The organism is Bradyrhizobium symbiodeficiens (genome assembly GCF_002266465.3).
In the GTDB taxonomy this organism is placed as follows: domain Bacteria; phylum Pseudomonadota; class Alphaproteobacteria; order Rhizobiales; family Xanthobacteraceae; genus Bradyrhizobium; species Bradyrhizobium symbiodeficiens.
Window position 1 is genome coordinate 6,197,361 of the sequence record NZ_CP029427.2, and the last position, 17,912, is coordinate 6,215,272.

Here is a 17,912-nt window from a genome sequence, read left to right on the forward strand (position 1 = left end):
CACCACAAATCGGGTGATCACTTATCGGGCGATCACGAAATCAAATCGGCCTTCATCAAGGCGCGGATCGATTTCGGGATCGGCTGGGCGCGGCCGCCGCTGATGAAGGCGACGCGGACCTCGGCCTTCACCAGAACCTCCTCGCCGCGACGGACTTCCTGCGCCAGCATGATCGAGGCGCCCTTTACCGCAACCGGCCAGGTCACGACGTCGAGCACGTCGTCCATCCGCGCGGGTTTCAGGAAATCCAGATGCATCGAGCGCACCACGAAGGCAAAGCCCGCGCCTTCGGTCTCCACCTGATCGAACAGCGCCTGCTGCTCGGCGCCCATCAGCCTGAGATGATTGGTGCGGCCGCGCTCCATGTAACGCAGATAGTTCGCGTGATAGACGATGCCGGAGAAATCCGTGTCCTCGTAATAGACGCGGACCTGCATGTGGTGGCGGCCGTCGCGGATCTCGCCGTCGAGATGGGCAGTCACGTCGCGAGCCTCTTCGCTTTTTGCAACCGGCCCGTTTTGCGCAAAAATGGCCAGCCGCGCAAGCGCAGGTTATGCCACCGCCGGCCCCGTCCTTCCAAGCGTAACCTCGACGATCTCCGGGGGCACACCGACGCGGACGGGCATGATGCTGCAGCCGAGACCGCCGGAGACGATGACGTCGCATTTCAGCCTGAAGTGACCATAGGCGAGCCGCAGGCCGTGCTGTTTCGGAACCGCCGGCGACCAGCCGAGCAGGCGAACCTGGCCGCCATGGGTGTGGCCGGACAGTTGCAGTGCGACGCGCGCCGGCACGCGCGGTGCGATGTTGGGCTCGTGCGCGAGCAGGATGACCGGCGCGTCGTCCGTGACCTTGGCGAGCGTGGCGTTGAGATCGTCGGCGCCGAAGCGTCCCGTGCTGCGAAAGCGGCGCGCCGGCAGGAAGGCGAGCTGGTCGCCGAGGCCCGCGAGCCAGAACGGGCGGCCGTCCTTGGACAGCCGCACGACGTCATTTTCGTAGACGGGAATGCCGGCTGCTTCCAATGCACGATGAGCGATGGTCGGCCCGTGCCCTGCCTGCTGCACCGTCCTGTCGTCCCAATAATCGTGGTTGCCCATCACGGCATGAACGCCGAGCGGCGCCTTCAGGCCGGCCAGCACCCTCGCCCATTCGCGCGACGGGATCAGGCGCGTGACCTGGTGCACGCCGGCGACATAGTCGCCGAGCAGCACGATGAGATCGGCGTTCAGCGCGTTGGTGCGGTCGACGATCGACTCGATCCGCTCCAGCGACATCCAGGGATCGCAGGCATGGATGTCGGCGATGGCAGCGATCTTCAGCGGAAGATCCGCCGGCCATTGCCGCGGCGTCGGATGATAGCGGGTGACGCGGAGCCGCAGCACCGGCTCGATGCCGACGCCGTAGGCCGCCGTCGAGACGCCGAGGGCGGACAGACCGCCGATGGAACGGATGAGATGACGGCGCGTGATCATGGGAACCCGATCGCAATGCGCCTCGTTGATGCGGTCCGATTGGAGCGGAATTGGGGTGCGTTCGTGCAGACCATCTGCACGAGATTACCAGAAGTTCATGACAGAAGGAGCGCGCGGCAATTGCGCGGATCAGTCGTCGCTCTCGTCCGTGCCGAACAGGCCGAACTGTGACGCCGCATCGCGCGAAGGCTCGGCGATGCCGAGATGGCGGAAGGCGTGCGAGGTGAGCAGGCGGCCGCGCGGGGTGCGCTGGAGATAGCCGCACTGGATCAGATAAGGCTCGATGATGTCCTCGATCGCATCGCGCGGCTCGGACAACGCTGCGGCCATGGTCTCGACGCCGACCGGGCCGCCGCCATAGTTCATCGCGATGGTCGTGAGGTAGCGGCGGTCCATAGCATCGAGACCCGCGGCGTCGACCTCGAGCGCGCTCAATGCGTGGTCGGCAATCTTGCGATCGATCTTGTCGGCATCGGCTGCCGAGGCGAAATCGCGCACGCGCCTCAACAGACGGCCGGCGATACGCGGCGTGCCGCGGGCGCGCCGCGCGATCTCGTTGGCACCGTCCGCGCTCATGCCGACATTGAGCACGCGCGCGCCGCGGGTGACGATGCTTTCGAGCTCCTCGATCGTGTAGAAGTTCAGCCGCACCGGAATGCCGAAACGATCACGCAAGGGATTGGTGAGCAGGCCGGCGCGCGTGGTGGCGCCGACGAGGGTGAATTTCGACAGCTCGATCTTGACCGAGCGCGCCGCCGGGCCCTCGCCGATGATGAGGTCGAGCTGAAAATCCTCCATCGCGGGATAGAGCACCTCTTCCACGGCAGGGCTGAGGCGATGGATCTCGTCGATGAAGAGCACGTCGCGCTCTTCGAGATTAGTGAGGAGGGCTGCGAGATCGCCGGCCTTGGCGATCACGGGACCTGACGTCGCGCGAAAGCCAACGCCAAGCTCCTTGGCCACGATCTGCGCCAGCGTGGTCTTGCCGAGGCCGGGCGGACCAACGAACAGCACGTGATCCAGCGCCTCGCCGCGCTTGCGCGCCGCCTCGATGAAGATCGAGAGATTCTTGCGCGCCTGCTGCTGCCCGACGAAATCGGACAGCGATTGCGGGCGCAGCGCAGTGTCGCCGACATCGTCGGAACGGCGCTCGGGCGTGACGATGCGAGAGGCTTTCGGATCGCTCACTCAGCGAGCTCCTCGTAGGGTGGGCAAAGGCGCACTTCGCGCCGTGCCCACGAAGTCTCTGATCGATTGAAAGATCGTGGGCACGCTGCGCTTTGCCCACCCTACGAGACCGATCATTGCCGCGCTCACTTCGAAAGCTCCTTCAGGCCGAGCCGGATGAGCTGCGCGGTCTCGGCGCTCTCGCCGGCACTGCGCGCGGCGGATGCAATGGCTGCGGCCGCCTGCGGCTGGCCATAGCCGAGATTGACCAGCGCTGAGATCGCATCCGCCACGGGGCGCGGCGCGCGCTGGTCGTCGACGGCGCCGGCGAGATGCACGACGGCGGGATCGACATTGGCGAAAGCCGGCGCCTTGTCCTTCAGTTCGGTGACGATGCGCTCGGCGACCTTGGGGCCGACGCCCGGCGTGCGCGCCACCGCGGCCTTGTCACGAAGCGCAATGGCATTGGCAAGATCGGAGGGTGCCAGCGTCCCAAGCACGGCGAGTGCGACCTTGGCGCCGACGCCCTGCACGGTCTGGAGCAGGCGAAACCATTCGCGCTCCTGGTCGGTGCGAAAGCCGAACAGCTTGATCTGGTCCTCGCGGACATAGGTCTCGATCGACAGCACGGCGGCCTCGCCGGGCGACGGCAGATGCTGCAGCGTGCGCGTCGAGCAGTGCACCTGGTAGCCGACGCCGCCGACGTCGAGGATGACGAAATCCTCGCCGTAGGAATCGATCAGGCCCTTGAGCTTGCCGATCATAGCCCCACCACCTTCAGCCGCAGCGCGGTGCTCTGGCGGTGATGGGCGTGGGTGATGGCGATGGCGAGCGCGTCGGCGGCGTCGGCGGACGGCGGCTCGGCCTTCGGCAGCAAAATCTTCAGCATCATCGCGATCTGCTGCTTGTCGGCATGGCCGGCACCGACCACGGTCTTCTTGACCTGGTTCGGCGCATACTCGGCGACACTGATGCCGAACATCGCGGGCGCGAGCATGGCGACGCCGCGGGCCTGGCCGAGCTTCAGCGTCGCAACGCCGTCCTTGTTGACGAAGGTCTGCTCGACCGCGGCTTCCATCGGCTTGTGGCTGGAGAGCACGGAAGCGAGCCCCTCGTGGATCGCGAGCAACCGGCTTGCCAGCGGCAAATCGTCCGGCGGTTCCACCGAGCCGCAGGCGACGTAGATCAGGCGATTGCCGTCAGCCTCGATCACGCCCCAGCCGGTGCGGCGCAGGCCGGGGTCGATGCCGATGATACGAACGGGGCCGCGAATCGGGAGTGCAGTCATGGGCCAGTGATAGCGGCTGGCCGGGAGGAGCGAAACAGAAACAGAACGAAAGTCCCCGGGGAAAGCGAGCCCCTACCCGCCCATCTTCGCCATCAGCGCGTCCGACACCTCGAAATTGGCGTAGACTTGCTGGACGTCGTCGTGCTCGTTGAGCAAATCCATCAGCTTAAGCAGCTTCTCGCCGGTCTCGTCGTCGACTGTAACAGTGTTCTGCGGCTTCCAGATCAGCGCGGCCTTGCGGGGCTCGCCGAACTTGGCTTCCAGCGCCTTGGCGACGTCGCGATAGCCTTCGGTCGAGGCGTAGATCTCGTGGCCGCCTTCGCCGGAGACGACGTCGTCGGCGCCGGCCTCGATCGCGGCATCGAGCATGGCGTCGTCGGAGGCGACACTGCGGTCGTACTCGATGATGCCGGTACGGTCGAACATGAAGGACACCGAGCCGGTTTCGCCGAGATTGCCGCCCGATTTGGTGAAGAAGGAGCGGATGTCGGAGGCGGCGCGATTGCGGTTGTCGGTCAGCGCCTCGACGATGACGGCGACGCCGCCGGGGCCATAGCCCTCGTAGCGGATCTCGTCATAGTTCTCGCCCTCGTTGCCGAGCGCTTTCTTGACGGCGCGCTCGATATTGTCCTTCGGCATGTTCTCCTGACGCGCCGCGATGATCGCCGCACGCAGGCGCGGGTTCATGTTGGGGTCGGGCGTGCCGAGCTTGGCAGCGACGGTGATTTCCCGCGCCAGCTTGCCGAACAGCTTCGACTTCTGGGCATCCTGCCGCCCCTTGCGGTGCATGATGTTCTTGAATTGGGAATGTCCGGCCATGCGTGGTCTCTCGGGGAATCGTCAGCCAAAGGTGATCGCGGAAAGCGCGGCCTTATAAGCCGCCAACTGCCCGGAATGAAAGAGGTTCTACGACTTTAAGGTAGTATCGTAGCACATCAGCCCAAAAGTCAGGCAACGTTAACCCTGATTTCATTCCGGCTTGCGAAAATAGCGTTTGCTCGTCCTCCGACAAGAGAGACCTGATGGCGTTCGGACTATTTCGGAAGCGTCTGCCGGACATGGCTGCGCCTGCGACCGCCACGGCGGCTCCGCAGCCGGCGGCCCATTCCGAGCCCGTTCCCGCGGTCGAAACTGATTCGGCCCGGGAGATACTGGAACTGCTTGAACTCGAGCTGGGCGCCATGATCCGCCAGCTCGAGCGCGCCGCCAATTCGGTGGCGGGCGGCGCCGAGGCGACGGCCACGACGCTTGCCGCCATCCGCGATCGCACCGATGCCCTGACCGGCCGGACCAACGCCGCGCAATCGACCGCCTCCACCTTCGCCCAAGCCGCCGACAAGTTCACCCGGTCCGCGCTGGGGATCGGCGCGCAGGTTCGCGAGGCCGGCAAGCTCGCGGACGAGGCCAGCGCTGCGGCGCAGGAAGCCCGTGCCAACGTCGATCGCCTGCGCGAATCCTCCGCCGCCATCGGCAACGTCGTCAATCTGATCGCGCAGATCGCGCGGCAGACGACGCTGCTCGCGCTCAACTCGACGATCGAGGCCGCGCGCGCCGGCGCAGCCGGCAGAGGCTTTGCGGTCGTCGCGACCGAGGTCAAGGCCCTCGCGGTGCAGACGCAAGGCGCCACTGAAGAGATCACAAAGAAGATCGACGCGCTGCAGCGCGACGCGGCCGGCTCCGCGGAGGCCGTGCACCGCATTTCGCAGGCGATCGAGGCGATCCGGCCGGTGTTCGAGACCGTCAACGGCGCGGTCGCCGAACAGAACGCCACCACCAGCGAAGTTTCCGGCAACGCCGCCAGCGCCTCGGAGTTCATCGTCTCGGTCGGCGAGAGCGCTGCCGAGATCGACGCCGCGACCAAGGCAGCCGAGAGCCACGGCGAGAACGTCGCCAGCGCCGGCAAGGCCGTGACCACCTTCGCACAGAAGCTGAAATCGCGTTGCGCGGTGCTGCTCGGCCAGAGCGAGCACGACGACCGCCGCAAGACCGAGCGGCTGCCGTGCCATCTGAAGCTCGAAACCGCGCGCGGCGTGATGCCGGTCTATGAAATTGCGATGGACGGCGTGCTGATCGGCGGCGCGGAAGCAGGCCGGCTTGGACCGCAAGCGATCATCGAAGGCACCCTCGAAGCCGTCGGCGCCTGCCGCTTGCGCGTGATCGAGCAATCCAAGGCCGGCGCCCGTGCGCAATTCGTCAGCCCCAATGCCGAGCTCCGCGAAAAGATCGAGGACAGGCTCTGGTCGATCCACGAAGAGAACACCGAGTTCGTCACCCGCGCCATGGAGGCGGGCAACGCGCTGACGAAGATATTTGAACAAGCGGTTGCGCGCGGCGAAGTCAAAATCGACGACCTCTTCGACACCGACTATGCCGAAATCGCCGGAACCGATCCGCAGCAATACCGCACGAAATATCTCGACTGGGCCGACCGCGCCCTGCCACCGTTCCAGGAAGCCTTTCTGGCCAAGGACCAGCGCATGGCGTTCTGCGCTATGGTCGACCGCAACGGCTTCCTGCCGGTGCATAACAGGATCTATTCGCATCCGCAGCGGCCGGGCGACGCCGCCTGGAACACGGCCAACAGCCGCAACCGGAGGATCTTCAACGATCCGGCGGGGTTGGCGGCCGCACGCAACCTGCGCTCGTATCTGGTGCAGAGCTATGCGCGCGACATGGGCAATGGGAATACGGTGATGATGCGCGAGATCGACGTCCCGATCCGCGTGCAGGGCCGGCACTGGGGTGGATTCCGCACGGCTTACAAGCTCTAGAGCCTGGTCCGAAAATATGTGCCGCATCTTCTCGAACGGAATAGCGAAATAAGGCGCGAAATACGCCTGAGTGCACGCTCAGGCAAGACGCCGGCCGCGAATCATCCTTTTAAGCGGATTGGAATGGGAATGCCGCCGTGAGCCGGGTTTACGGCTCTGACTGGAGGACTCATCGAACATGTCTGTCGTACAACTTGCAGTCATGGACACCGGCTCCAACCGCACGCTCGCCGAGCGGCTGATTGATCAGCTCGCCGACCGCATCGGCGGCCTCGGCGTGGAACTCGCCGATATCGCCGGCAACGTCCAGGAAGTCGCCAACCGCGTCGCAAACCAGTCGGAACGGTTCCACCATCTCCAGGAGACCGCCGAGACGATGGTCTCGGCCAACCACGATATCGCCAATGCATCGCAGGCCGTGCAAACCACCACGTCGGCGGCGGTCGGCGAGATCGCGCAATCGCGCGGCGCCGTCGACGCCGCGGTCAGCCACATCTCCGAGCTCGTCGCAGCGGTCGAGCGGATCGAAGCGCGCCTCAGCGCCGTCGGCTCGGCGCTGGCCCAGGTCGCGAAAGTCTCCGGCTCGATCGAGGCGATCGCGAAGCAGACCAATCTGCTCGCGCTGAACGCAACCATCGAAGCCGCCCGCGCCGGCAATGCCGGCCGCGGCTTCGCGGTGGTCGCAAGCGAGGTGAAGAACCTCGCGGAAGCCACCCGCCAGGCCACGCACCAGATCTCCGACACCGTGCGCGATCTCGACGGCCAGATCGAAGGCCTGATCGGCGAGAGCAGCGACGCCTCGCAGCGCGCGAAGACCGCCGGGGAAGGCGCCCAGCAGATCTCCGGCATCATCTCGCGGGTCCAGCAAGGGTTCGCCTCCGTGGAGGCGCAGATCGGCAGCGTCACGCGCGCGGCGACCTCCAATCTCGGACACTGCGACACCGTGATCAGCGAGCTGGACGAACTCGCCAAGGGCGTCGACCTCTCCTCGCGCGATCTCAAGAACGCCGACGAGCGGGTGGCGAAGCTGCTCGACACATCCGAGGGCCTGATCGCACTGATCGCCGACAGCGGCGTCGAAACGTCTGACACACCGCTGATCCGCATCGTGGTCGATACCGCCAAGCGGATCTCGGCCGAGTTCGAAGCCGCGATCGATCGCGGCGACATCACGCTCGCCCAGCTCATGGACGAGACCTACCGCGAAATTCCCGGCACCGATCCCAAGCAGTATCTCACCAACTACGTCGACTTCACCGACCGCGTGCTGCCCGCGATCCAGGATCCGCTTCAGAAATCCGATCCGCGCATCGTCTATTGCGTCGCCTGGGCGCGGAGCGGATATTTGCCGACCCATAATCCCAACTACCGCCTGCCGCAGGGCAAGGACCCCGTGTGGAATAACGCCAATTGCCGCAACCGCCGCCTGTTCAACGACCGCACGGTGAAGAAGGTCGCAGGCAGCACGAAGCCGTTCCTGCTCCAGACCTACCGCCGCGACATGGGCGGCGGCCAGTTCGTGCTGATGAAGGACCTGTCCTCGCCGATCATGATCCGCGGCAAGCACTGGGGCTCCTTCCGGATGGGTTTCCGGCAGGGCTGACGGGCGCGCGCGGCGGGTCCTGAATCAAAAAAATCGAAAAACAACCCCATGCACAGTAGCCGGGGCTAGCCGAATCAATGGCTTGCGCCGGCAGGTGCAGGACGCGTTTGACGCGTCGGGCAAAACGGCCGCCGCCACCCGGCTTTCCCAATCGCACGACTTTCGTCATCGCATGATTTTGCGCATCCGCACGACAATCTCCGGCGATCGACAACGCGCGCGACGAAAAAGCATCAAAACATGACGATTATCATATCAATGAGCCCAAAACGCGTGCAGCGAGCGCCGCACAAATTCGTGAACATCATGGGCTGACGCGCCGGCAGCGCAAATATGCATTGCCGGAGATTGCGACGCTTCATCGTTTCGTATCGGTGTGATTATTGTCGCGCGCGAATTCGCTGACTAGATCGCCGCAAGCGATCGAGCGAGCAAGGGGATGCACATGGCAACAACTCTCAACATCAACGGCGAAACGAAATCGTTGGACGCGCCACCGGAAATGCCGCTGCTGTGGGTGCTGCGCGACATCCTCGGCATGACCGGCACCAAATTCGGCTGCGGCATCGCGCAATGCGGCGCCTGCACGGTGCATGTCGACGGCAAGGCGGTGCGCTCCTGCGTGCTGCCGGTCAGCGCCGTCGTGAACCGCGCCATCACCACCATCGAGCATGTCGGCACCACGCCTGTTGGTGCGAAGGTGCAGAAGGCCTGGCTCGATGCCGAAGTGATCCAGTGCGGCTACTGCCAGTCCGGCCAGATCATGTCGGCCGCGGCGCTGCTGGCGGCAACACCGAACCCCGACGACTCCGACATCGACGCCGCCATGGCCGGCAACATCTGCCGCTGCGGCACCTATGTGCGCATCCGCCAGGCCATCAAGCAGGCCGCCAACGGCCGTCAGTCGTGAGGTCTGCCATGAATGCGCACAACAGCGTCTCCCGCCGCACGCTTCTGACCGGCGGTCTTGCTACCGGCTTCCTGCTCGCGTTCCACCTGCCGCTGCGCGCCGCCGTCAACGAACCGGTGCAGCCGCCTGACACGACCGACGGCAAGTTCGCGCCCAACGCCTTCATCCGCATCGACCCTGAAGGTCTGACGACGCTGGTGATGCCGCAAGTCGAGATGGGACAGGGAATCTACACCGCGGTCTCGATGATCCTGGCCGAGGAGCTCGACGCCGACTGGTCGAAGGTCCAGCTGCTGCACGCTCCAGCCAACGAAAAGCTGTACGGCAATCCGATTTTCATCATTCAGGCGACCGGAGGCTCGACATCGGTCCGGGCGTTCTGGAAGCCGCTGCGCGAAGCCGGCGCCAGCGCGCGCGCAATGCTGGTGCAGGCCGCGGCTGCGCAATGGGGCGTCGATCCCGCCAGTTGCACGACATCCAAGGGCGAGGTGACCCACAAGGCGAGCGGGCGCATGCTCGCCTATGGCGCGCTTGCGGCTGCCGCAAGCGGCCAGACGCCGCCCAAGGACGTCCCGCTCAAGGACCCCAAGGATTTCGTCTACATCGGCCAGCCGTTCAAGCGACTCGACACCCCCGAGAAGGTCAACGGCAAGGCCGTCTACGGCATCGATGCCATCGTGCCAAACATGAAGTTCGCGACGTTGGCGCAGTGCCCGGTTTTCGGGGGCAAGGTCGGCAAGGTCGATGACCGTGCCGCCAAGAAGATTCCGGGCGTGCGGCAGATCGTCGTGCTCGACGATCTCGTTGCCGTCGTCGGGGATCACATGTGGGCGGCGAAGAAGGGTCTCGACGCGCTCGAGATCGCGTGGAACGAGGGACCGAACGCGAAGATCAACTCGAAAGCGATATGGGACGATCTACGCACCGCCAGCGCCAAGGACGGCGTGGTCGCCAGATCAACCGGCGACATCGTCAAGGGACTCGCGAGCGGCGAAAAATTCGAAGCTTCGTTCGAGCTGCCGTTTCTCGCCCACGCAACGATGGAGCCGTTGAACGCCACGGTTCATTGGAAGCCGGATTCCTGCGAAATCTGGACCGGAACGCAGATCATGGCGCGCGTGCAATCGGAGGCGGCCAAGGCCGCCGGGCTCCCGGTCGAGAAAGTGACCGTCAACCAGCACCTGCTCGGTGGCGGCTTCGGCCGCAAGCTCGAGCCCGACATGGTGGTCGCAGCCGTTCGCATCGCCAAGGAGGTCGACGGCCCGGTCAAGGTGGTGTGGACCCGCGAGGAAGACATTCAGCACGATATCTATCGCCCGGTGTATCGCGACACGATCGCAGCGACCTTGTCGGGCGGCAAGATCGCAAGCTGGAAATACAAGATCGCCGGCGCTGCGATCATCGCGCGCTGGCTGCCGCCGGCCTTCCAGAACGGCATCGACATCGACGCGATCGACAGCGCCACCGACGTGCCCTACGAGATCCCGAACGTCCACGTCGAATATGTGCGAGCCGAACCGCCGGCGATCCCAACGGGGTTCTGGCGCGGGGTCGGGCCCAACAACAACGTGTTTGCGGTCGAATGCTTCATCGACGAACTGGCGCGCAAGGCGGGCAAGGACCCGGTCGAGTTTCGCCGTGGCATGCTGGCCAATCAGCCGCGCTTCCTGTCCGTCCTCAATCTCGCGGCAGAGAAGGCCAATTGGGGTCAACCCTTGCCGGCGCGCGTCGGACGCGGCGTGTGCCTGCAGCCGTCGTTCGGGAGTTTCATCGCCACCGTCGTGGAAGCGGAGGTCGACGAGCAAGGCGAGATCAACCTGCGCCGTGCGACCTCGGTGGTGGATACCGGCATCGCCGTCAACCCTGACACGATCGTGGCTCAGGTCGAGGGCGGATTGATCTTTGGCCTGACCGCAGCGCTCTACGGCGAGATCACCATCGAGAAGGGGCGCGTCCAGCAGTCCAACTTCAACGACTACCGGATGTTGCGGATCAACCAGACGCCGAAGATCGAGGTTCACGTCGTCAAGAGCGGCGAGGCGCCCGGCGGAATTGGCGAGACCGGCACGACGGCGGGACCGCCGGCGCTGCGCAATGCGATCTACGCTGCGACCGGCGTGGCGCTTCGGCGCCTACCGATCGACCGGAAACTGCTGGCTGCGGGGAAGAAGGCATGAGCGGCAAGATGCGTATCCTCACAAGCCTGGTCGTGATCGCCATCGTCGCAGTGGCGCTCGGCGTCTGGATCATCCGCGGGCCCGGCCCGCTCGACTTTGCCGGCGGCACCAAGGTGCCGCTAGCCGATTACCGCGCGGGCAAGCCGAGCGGCGTGCCGGCCAAGCTCGAGAAGGCCAGCCTGATCGAACGCGGCGAATACCTTGCAAAGGCCGCCGACTGCATGGTCTGCCACACCAAGCCGGGCGAGAAGGACTATTCCGGCGGGCTCGGCTTCAAGCTGCCGTTCGGCACGCTCTATTCGACCAACATCACGCCGGACCAGGACACCGGCATCGGCAATTACAGCGACCAGGATTTTCTGAACGCGGTCCAGCACGGCAAGCGCCGTGACGGCGCCCGGCTCTATCCGGCGATGCCGTACACGTCCTACACGTTCATGACCGACGAAGACGTGCTGGCGGTGAAGGCGTATCTGTTCAACCTGCCGCCGGTGCGCGCGAAGGCGCCGGAGAATACGCTGTCGTTCCCGTTCAACCAGCGCTGGGCGATGATCGTCTGGTCGGCCGTGTTCAATCCGGACACGCGCTTTGCACCCGACACCTCGAAGAGCCCGGAGTGGAACAGAGGCGCGTATCTTGTCGAAGCGCTGGCGCATTGCGGCGAATGCCACACCCCGCGCAATCTCGGCTTCGCGCTGGACAACCGCAGGAAATTCGCCGGCGCGATCACGGCGGGCTGGCGCGCCTTCAACATCTCCTCCGACAAGGCGACAGGTCTCGGCAATTGGAGCGATGCGGACCTGATCTCGTACCTGTCTCTCGGCCATGCGCCTGGCCACGGCTCGGCCTCGGGTCCGATGGGTGAGGCGGTCGACCACAGCTTCAGCCAGTTCGCGCCGGAGGATATTCGCTCTATCGTTGCTTATCTGCGCAGCGTGCCGTCGCAGCCTTCGCCCGACCTGCCTGCCACCACCGCGCCTGTCGCACCCGCATCGCACAGGGAAGGCATCACCGCGGACGCCCGCGGCAAGATGCTGTTTGCCGGCGCCTGCGCCAGCTGCCATGGCTGGAGCGGCGAAAGCCCGGTGTCGCCGATGGCGACGCTGACCGGGACCTGGGCCGTCAACGACCCCGCCGCCACCAATGTCGCGCAGATCGTGATCTCGGGCACGAGGCGCCATACGCCGGACGGCGCGCTGTCGATGCCGGCGTTCGGCAATGCGTATAGCGATGACGAGATCGCGGCGGTGGCGAACTACGTCACGGGAAGGTTTGGGACCAAGGGCTCGAAGCTGACGGCGAAGGATGTCGCGGAGCTGAGGAAGCAGACGGCGGAATAGGTCTCCGCCGCGACTGACGCTGCACCTTCTCCCTTGCGGGAGAAGGTGGCGCGAAGCGGAGGCAGGCGGCTCACCCCCGCCGCCTGCCCCGAGCATCGAAGGCGCCGCCACTGGTGCGGCGACCGTTGTTGCCATAGAAAGGCTGCCGCACATTCGGGGCGCGGACCCGAACACAATCGACTGGCTTTCGATGTCCCTTCCACCCGCCCAAATCGGCGCGCCGTTGTCCGAGATCGATACGCCGGCGCTGATCATCGACCTCGACGCCTTCGAGCGCAACATCGACACGATGGCAGTAGCGGTCGGCAAGCTCGGCGTTCGGTTGCGACCGCATGCCAAGACCCACAAGTCGCCGATCATCGCGGCCAAGCAAATCGCGCGCGGCGCGGTCGGCATGTGTTGCCAGAAGGTCGGCGAGGCCGAGATCCTGGTGGCAGGCGGCGTGAGCGACGTGCTCGTCAGCAACGAGGTGGTGGGCCCGCGGAAGCTGGAACGGCTCGCGTCGCTCGCGCGCCATGCGCGCATCAGCGTTTGCGTCGACGATTCCATCGTGGTCGAACAACTGGCGCTCGCCGCGGAGCGCGCCGGCTCGCACATCGAAGTGCTGGTCGAGATCGATGTCGGCGCCGGTCGCTGCGGCGTCAGGCCGGGCCCGGCGGCGGCCGGCCTGGCGCGGCAGGTGGCGGGGTCGCGCTTCCTGTCGTTCGGCGGCTTGCAGGCCTATCACGGCGCCGCCCAGCATTTGCGCACGCCGGAGGAGCGGCGCGCGGCCATCGCCAGTGCCGCGAAAGCGACCACCGAGACGCTGCGCGTCCTCAAGGACGCGGGCTTTCAATGCCGGACGATTGGAGGCGCGGGCACCGGGACGTTCGAGCTCGAAGGCGCGAGCGGCATCTGGAATGAATTGCAGGCGGGTTCCTATATTTTCATGGACGCCGACTACGCGAAGAACGTCGCCGACGGGACGCGCAACTCTAGCCCGTTCGAGCATGCGCTGTTCGTGATCGCGACCGTGATGAGCACCGCCTCCGGCGAACGCGCGGTCATCGATGCCGGCCACAAGGCGCTGTCGAACGACAGCGGATTTCCGGCCGTGCTGGGCCGTCCCGACCTGCGCTATCACAGGCCCTCCGACGAGCATGGCCTGCTCGATTTCGACAGTGCTGCGTCGCGGCTGGCGATCGGCGACAGGGTGACGCTGATCCCCGGTCATTGCGACCCGACCGTCAATCTCTACGACTGGTATGTCGGCGTGCGCGGCTTCAACACGCCGGATGCCCGCGTGGAGGCGCTTTGGCCGATCGCGGCGCGCGGCGCGATCACCTGAGATTGACGCATTGCGCGTCAATCTCCGCTGTCGTCCCGGACAAGCGAAGCGCAGATCCGGGACCCATACGCGGCAGCAAGCGTTTGGCGAAGACGTGGGGCGACCAGCTTCGCGAAACAATTGGCCCTTGCGGTTATGGGGCACGGCCCCTGGTTGGCAATTGCGCAGCAAGGCGTGCACTTATCATTCGGGACTGCCCGTTTCCGAGGGATGAGCAGACGTGGTCTGACCCGACTGGGAACGTCCACAAATGACCCCGTAGCTGACCTTGGCCGCGCTGAATGCCAATGTCTGCTTCGGTTTGCGCCAGACCACGAGGCTCGCGATGGCTAGGGAGTCAGGTGGTGTGCCTCGATATCCGCGGTCCACGCGAGACACGAATGGCTCTTCCTTCGTTAGGAGGCATTGCCATCGTTGACAGCGTGTCGATCTGGTGACTTTCGTATTCTGTTACTGTCCTAGTTAGGACATCCAGGGAGCAAAATTGGGCCGATTTCAGAGGTTCTTCGCTTGAAGCGGATCGGCTGGGCCATTTTGATTTGCATCGTAGTAGTTTTGGTATTCATAGCGTTCACGAAGCCAAATTGCTTCAGGGATACTGAGCGCCTGACTTTAACGGGCTGGGAATGTGTATGGAGGTAAGGCCGCCCAGGGCGACAGCAACGCGCGGCGACCAACGCTCACCAAAGTCTGTCCTTTGCACCAGATCGGACATCGAGACCGCGTCAGCCTTGGTCTGCTTGTGGACCCACAACAGACATCGCTTCCGCGATGCACGGGAATCTACCGTTCCGGTTTCGACTTCCACTCAACCGCCAGCTTCTGCGCTTCGGCGATCTGTGTCGGGGTCATCTGCTGCGCGATGCGATTTCGATTGCTGATCGCATCTTGGTCACTTCGCGCAGCCGCCAAACTGAGCCACATGTATGCTTGAATACTGTCCTGCGGCACGCCTAGTCCCGTAGCATAACAGAGGGCAAGATATACCTGCGCTCCAATATGACCTTGGTCTGCAGCGCGGCGAAACCACTTCGCAGCCTCGATCCGGTTCTCGGATACGGCCACGCCCGCGAAATGCAGGACCCCGACGTTGAACTGCGCACCATCGTTACCGCGCTCGGCGGCAAGGTGATACAATTTCAATGCTTCAGCTTTGTTCTGAGGCACCCCATTGCCGTTGTCGTACAATGTCCCCAGGTTGTACTGAGCGAAGGTATGGCCTTGATCGGCTGCGAGGCGCCACCACTTTGCAGCCCTAGCGTAGTTTTTCGGCACACCTTGGCCGCCGTCGTACATGAACCCAAGTGCGTACTGCGCTTCAGCATTGCCTTGATCGGCCAGCGGACGCCAGAGCCGTAGCGCGGTTGCGTAGTCGCGTCTGCTATGCGCCGCCTGCGCGTCCTCGAGCGGCCCCGCAACAGCGGATCCCGCCATCGACAGCGGCGAAGCGAGAGCGAAAAAGACCAGGAAGATCCGGACGATCGGCATGAGAAACCTCAATTGGCGTCGCGAGATAGGCGCGGCGCGCGCCGCCGTCGCGACGATGGCAGCTTGTTTGTAGCGGGTCTCCCGCGAAAGGTTCACCGCCGACGGCCTCTTGCGGACACAATCGAACGCCATTGCGCATTAGCCCGGATCCGTGCCTTTGCAAGCAGGTCGCCTATCCGCCCGTAGCTGACCTTCGCGGCGATGCGCGCTGAGAGACGCTTCTGATCCGAAGCGGAAGTTGCCACACTACGATCGATAAATCGGCTTCTGGTCGCTTGAGCGGGCAATCCATCTGATCGCGAGAATGACGATCGATGCGGGAAAGCCGACCGGCGTGAGTAAGATCGGCAAGAGCCAGGCGTTGTTAAGTTTGTTGCAGCTTCCGACCCACGGAATGACGGAACTGAGCTAACCCGACGCCCCTCGAGTTGCCCGCCGATGTCCGCTGCTGAGGGCAAAGCTGATGTGGTCCGTCGGGGGACGACACCGGGTGAGTGGCTTCGCCTTTCAGCTCAACCAGAATTTCGGCGTCGCCGGCTCCAGTCGTCCGCCCATGCGCACCGGCGCGATCTTCAGTGCGAGTCCTGTCGCATCATCGGTCTCCACCGCAACACCACTGAGCGTCGCCGCACCGGCCGCCGGCTCGAACCGGCCCGACGGAATCCCCGACGTGAACCTGCGCAGCGGCTCTTCCTTCTGCATGCCGATGATGGAATCGTAATCGCCGGTCATGCCGGCGTCGGTCATGTAGGCGGTGCCGCCCGTGAGGATCTGGTGGTCGGCGGTCGGGACATGCGTGTGCGTGCCGACGACGAGGCTGGCGCGGCCGTCGCAGAAGAAGCCGATGCCCTGCTTCTCGCTGCTCGCCTCGCAATGGAAGTCGACGACGATGGCGTCGGCGGCAACGCCGAGCGGACAGGCGCCGAGCTCACGCTCCAGGGCGGCAAAGGGATCGTCGAACGGGGTCATGAAGACACGCCCCAACGCGTTGACGACGAGGGCATGCTTGCCGTTCTTGGTCTCGACCAGGGCGGCACCGCGGCCGGGCGTGCCGCGCGGATAGTTCGCGGGACGCACCAGGCGCTCGGCGCGCTCGATGAACACCAGGGCCTCGCGCTGGTCCCAGGAATGGTTGCCGAGCGTCACCGCGTCGGCACCGGCATCGAGAAACTCCTGATAGATCGCTTCCGTGATGCCGAAGCCGCCGGCGGAATTCTCGCCGTTGACGACGACGAAATCGAGCGACCAGTCCTTGATCAGGTCGGGCAGATAGTCGGCGATCGCCGTGCGTCCCGAACGGCCGACGACGTCACCCACGAACAGAATGCGCAACTTCAGAACTCCGGAAATCGAATACGTCCGATTCCGTTAGCACATAATCCAGTGCGACGTCGTGGGCTAGTGCCGGAACCGCCTTGATCTCCTGCGCCGCAAAAGCGAGCCCGATGCCGACGATAGTCTTGGTCTTGCGCAGATGCGCGAAGGTGAAATCGTAATGCCCCGCACCATAGCCGATGCGATGGCCGAGACGATCGAAGGCCGCGAGCGGCGTCAGCATGATGTCGGGGATGACTTCAGCCGCTGCCGGCGACGGCTCGGGAATGCCGAGCGGCCCCATCATCAGGCGGTCGTTCGGATGGAAGATGCGGAAGATCAGCGACTGACCGCGCGCAGTGACACAAGGCAGCGCCAGCTTTGCACCCTGCTCCGCGAGCTTCTTCAAGAGCGGCATCGGATCGATCTCGCTGCGGATCGGCGAATAGCCGGAGACGATGCTGCCGGGCAGCAGATCGAACGGCAGCCCGCGCTTGGCGAGCTTGGCGGCGGCGGTGGCGCGCTTCTTCTCGCTCAGGGCGTCACGCGCGGCGAGGGCTTTGGCACGGAGCTCGGCTTTGGTGTTGGTCATGCGCGTTTTCGCCCCGCCGTCATCGCCCGCAAGAACGGACGGACATGACACTGAGAGTGAACTGGACCGCCGGTTTGTCGTGGACGCAATTCGAAGAACGCAATTCAAGAAAGAATTAGTACGAAGCCGCGAACGCCGTTGAAGCACTCGATCCCGGAGTTCCCTACGAAAGTAGGTGGGCACCATATGTCCGGGCCCACGGGCCCGGCCAGGGACAGTTCCCTAAAGGATCGATAAGGCCCCGGGGATATTATGGCTCCTGACGCGCGTCGCAGCCTCGCAGGGGCAATGTAACAACGATACTGACGAATCGCCAGCCCGGCGGGCGGGATGGTATTTGGGTTAGTTGCTCGCGCCGCTGGCTCGCTCGACCTCTCCCGCTTGCGGGAGAGGTCGCGCCGAAGGCGCGGGTGAGGGCTCTCTCCTCTTGGGGGTCCTCGATCGTGGAGACACCCTCTCCCCA

General features: G+C 64.7%; 15 protein-coding genes and 1 other RNA gene. 6 read left to right on the plus strand and 10 right to left on the minus strand.

Annotated features, from left to right (window positions below):
- Positions 1 to 32: 32 nt before the first annotated feature.
- The 6 genes from ybgC to CIT39_RS29235 form a co-directional block, all read right to left on the minus strand.
- A complete protein-coding gene (gene ybgC / locus CIT39_RS29210; protein WP_094893331.1) occupies positions 33 to 482 on the minus strand; it encodes a tol-pal system-associated acyl-CoA thioesterase in 450 nt (149 codons plus the stop codon).
- A gap of 69 nt (positions 483 to 551) precedes the next feature.
- Entirely contained in the window at positions 552 to 1,472 is a 921-nt protein-coding gene (locus CIT39_RS29215) for a metallophosphoesterase (protein WP_094976807.1), read from the minus strand.
- 129 nt (positions 1,473 to 1,601) lie between these two features.
- Positions 1,602 to 2,660, minus strand: coding sequence for a Holliday junction branch migration DNA helicase RuvB (gene ruvB, locus CIT39_RS29220; RefSeq protein WP_094976806.1), 1,059 nt, complete (start codon positions 2,658 to 2,660; stop codon positions 1,602 to 1,604).
- Positions 2,661 to 2,785: 125 nt separating this feature from the next.
- Positions 2,786 to 3,403, minus strand: coding sequence for a Holliday junction branch migration protein RuvA (ruvA, locus tag CIT39_RS29225; RefSeq protein WP_094976805.1), 618 nt, complete (start codon positions 3,401 to 3,403; stop codon positions 2,786 to 2,788).
- Positions 3,400 to 3,927, minus strand: a complete 528-nt coding sequence (gene ruvC / locus CIT39_RS29230) for a crossover junction endodeoxyribonuclease RuvC (RefSeq protein WP_094976804.1) — start codon at positions 3,925 to 3,927, stop codon at positions 3,400 to 3,402. The genes ruvA and ruvC overlap by 4 nt, the downstream gene beginning before the upstream one ends.
- Before the next feature lie 72 nt (positions 3,928 to 3,999).
- Positions 4,000 to 4,746 (minus strand): YebC/PmpR family DNA-binding transcriptional regulator, encoded by a 747-nt coding sequence (locus CIT39_RS29235; protein WP_094976803.1) that lies wholly within the window; start codon positions 4,744 to 4,746, stop codon positions 4,000 to 4,002.
- Positions 4,747 to 4,949: 203 nt separating this feature from the next.
- Between CIT39_RS29235 and CIT39_RS29240 the strand changes: the two genes are divergently transcribed.
- The 6 genes from CIT39_RS29240 (at position 4,950) to CIT39_RS29265 (ending at position 14,055) form a co-directional block, all read left to right on the plus strand.
- The gene (locus CIT39_RS29240) at positions 4,950 to 6,698 is read left to right on the plus strand and encodes a methyl-accepting chemotaxis protein (protein WP_162308742.1); all 1,749 of its coding nucleotides are present in this window, start codon (positions 4,950 to 4,952) and stop codon (positions 6,696 to 6,698) included.
- Positions 6,699 to 6,876: 178 nt separating this feature from the next.
- Positions 6,877 to 8,301, plus strand: a complete 1,425-nt coding sequence (locus CIT39_RS29245; protein WP_094976801.1) for a methyl-accepting chemotaxis protein — start codon at positions 6,877 to 6,879, stop codon at positions 8,299 to 8,301.
- A 445-nt stretch (positions 8,302 to 8,746) separates the two neighbouring features.
- Positions 8,747 to 9,211, plus strand: a complete 465-nt coding sequence (locus CIT39_RS29250; RefSeq protein WP_181955122.1) for a (2Fe-2S)-binding protein — start codon at positions 8,747 to 8,749, stop codon at positions 9,209 to 9,211.
- Between the two features lie 8 nt (positions 9,212 to 9,219).
- The gene (locus CIT39_RS29255) at positions 9,220 to 11,388 is read left to right on the plus strand and encodes a xanthine dehydrogenase family protein molybdopterin-binding subunit (protein WP_334273046.1); all 2,169 of its coding nucleotides are present in this window, start codon (positions 9,220 to 9,222) and stop codon (positions 11,386 to 11,388) included.
- Positions 11,385 to 12,728 (plus strand): c-type cytochrome, encoded by a 1,344-nt coding sequence (locus CIT39_RS29260; RefSeq protein ID WP_094976798.1) that lies wholly within the window; start codon positions 11,385 to 11,387, stop codon positions 12,726 to 12,728. The genes CIT39_RS29255 and CIT39_RS29260 overlap by 4 nt, the downstream gene beginning before the upstream one ends.
- Before the next feature lie 190 nt (positions 12,729 to 12,918).
- Positions 12,919 to 14,055 carry a DSD1 family PLP-dependent enzyme gene (locus CIT39_RS29265; RefSeq protein ID WP_094976797.1) on the plus strand — a complete coding sequence of 379 codons (1,137 nt, stop codon included), beginning with the start codon at positions 12,919 to 12,921 and terminating at the stop codon, positions 14,053 to 14,055.
- Between the two features lie 783 nt (positions 14,056 to 14,838).
- Here the strand turns inward: CIT39_RS29265 and CIT39_RS29270 are convergent.
- From CIT39_RS29270 to ssrS, 4 genes are all read right to left on the minus strand, one after another.
- Entirely contained in the window at positions 14,839 to 15,675 is an 837-nt protein-coding gene (locus CIT39_RS29270; RefSeq protein ID WP_094976796.1) for a tetratricopeptide repeat protein, read from the minus strand.
- A gap of 375 nt (positions 15,676 to 16,050) precedes the next feature.
- Positions 16,051 to 16,875 (minus strand): TIGR00282 family metallophosphoesterase, encoded by an 825-nt coding sequence (locus CIT39_RS29275; RefSeq protein WP_162308744.1) that lies wholly within the window; start codon positions 16,873 to 16,875, stop codon positions 16,051 to 16,053.
- Positions 16,853 to 17,449, minus strand: a complete 597-nt coding sequence (locus tag CIT39_RS29280; protein ID WP_162308745.1) for a 5-formyltetrahydrofolate cyclo-ligase — start codon at positions 17,447 to 17,449, stop codon at positions 16,853 to 16,855. The genes CIT39_RS29275 and CIT39_RS29280 overlap by 23 nt, the downstream gene beginning before the upstream one ends.
- Before the next feature lie 119 nt (positions 17,450 to 17,568).
- Positions 17,569 to 17,730, minus strand: a non-coding RNA gene (gene ssrS / locus CIT39_RS29285) — 6S RNA.
- Between the last annotated feature and the right edge of the window lie 182 nt (positions 17,731 to 17,912).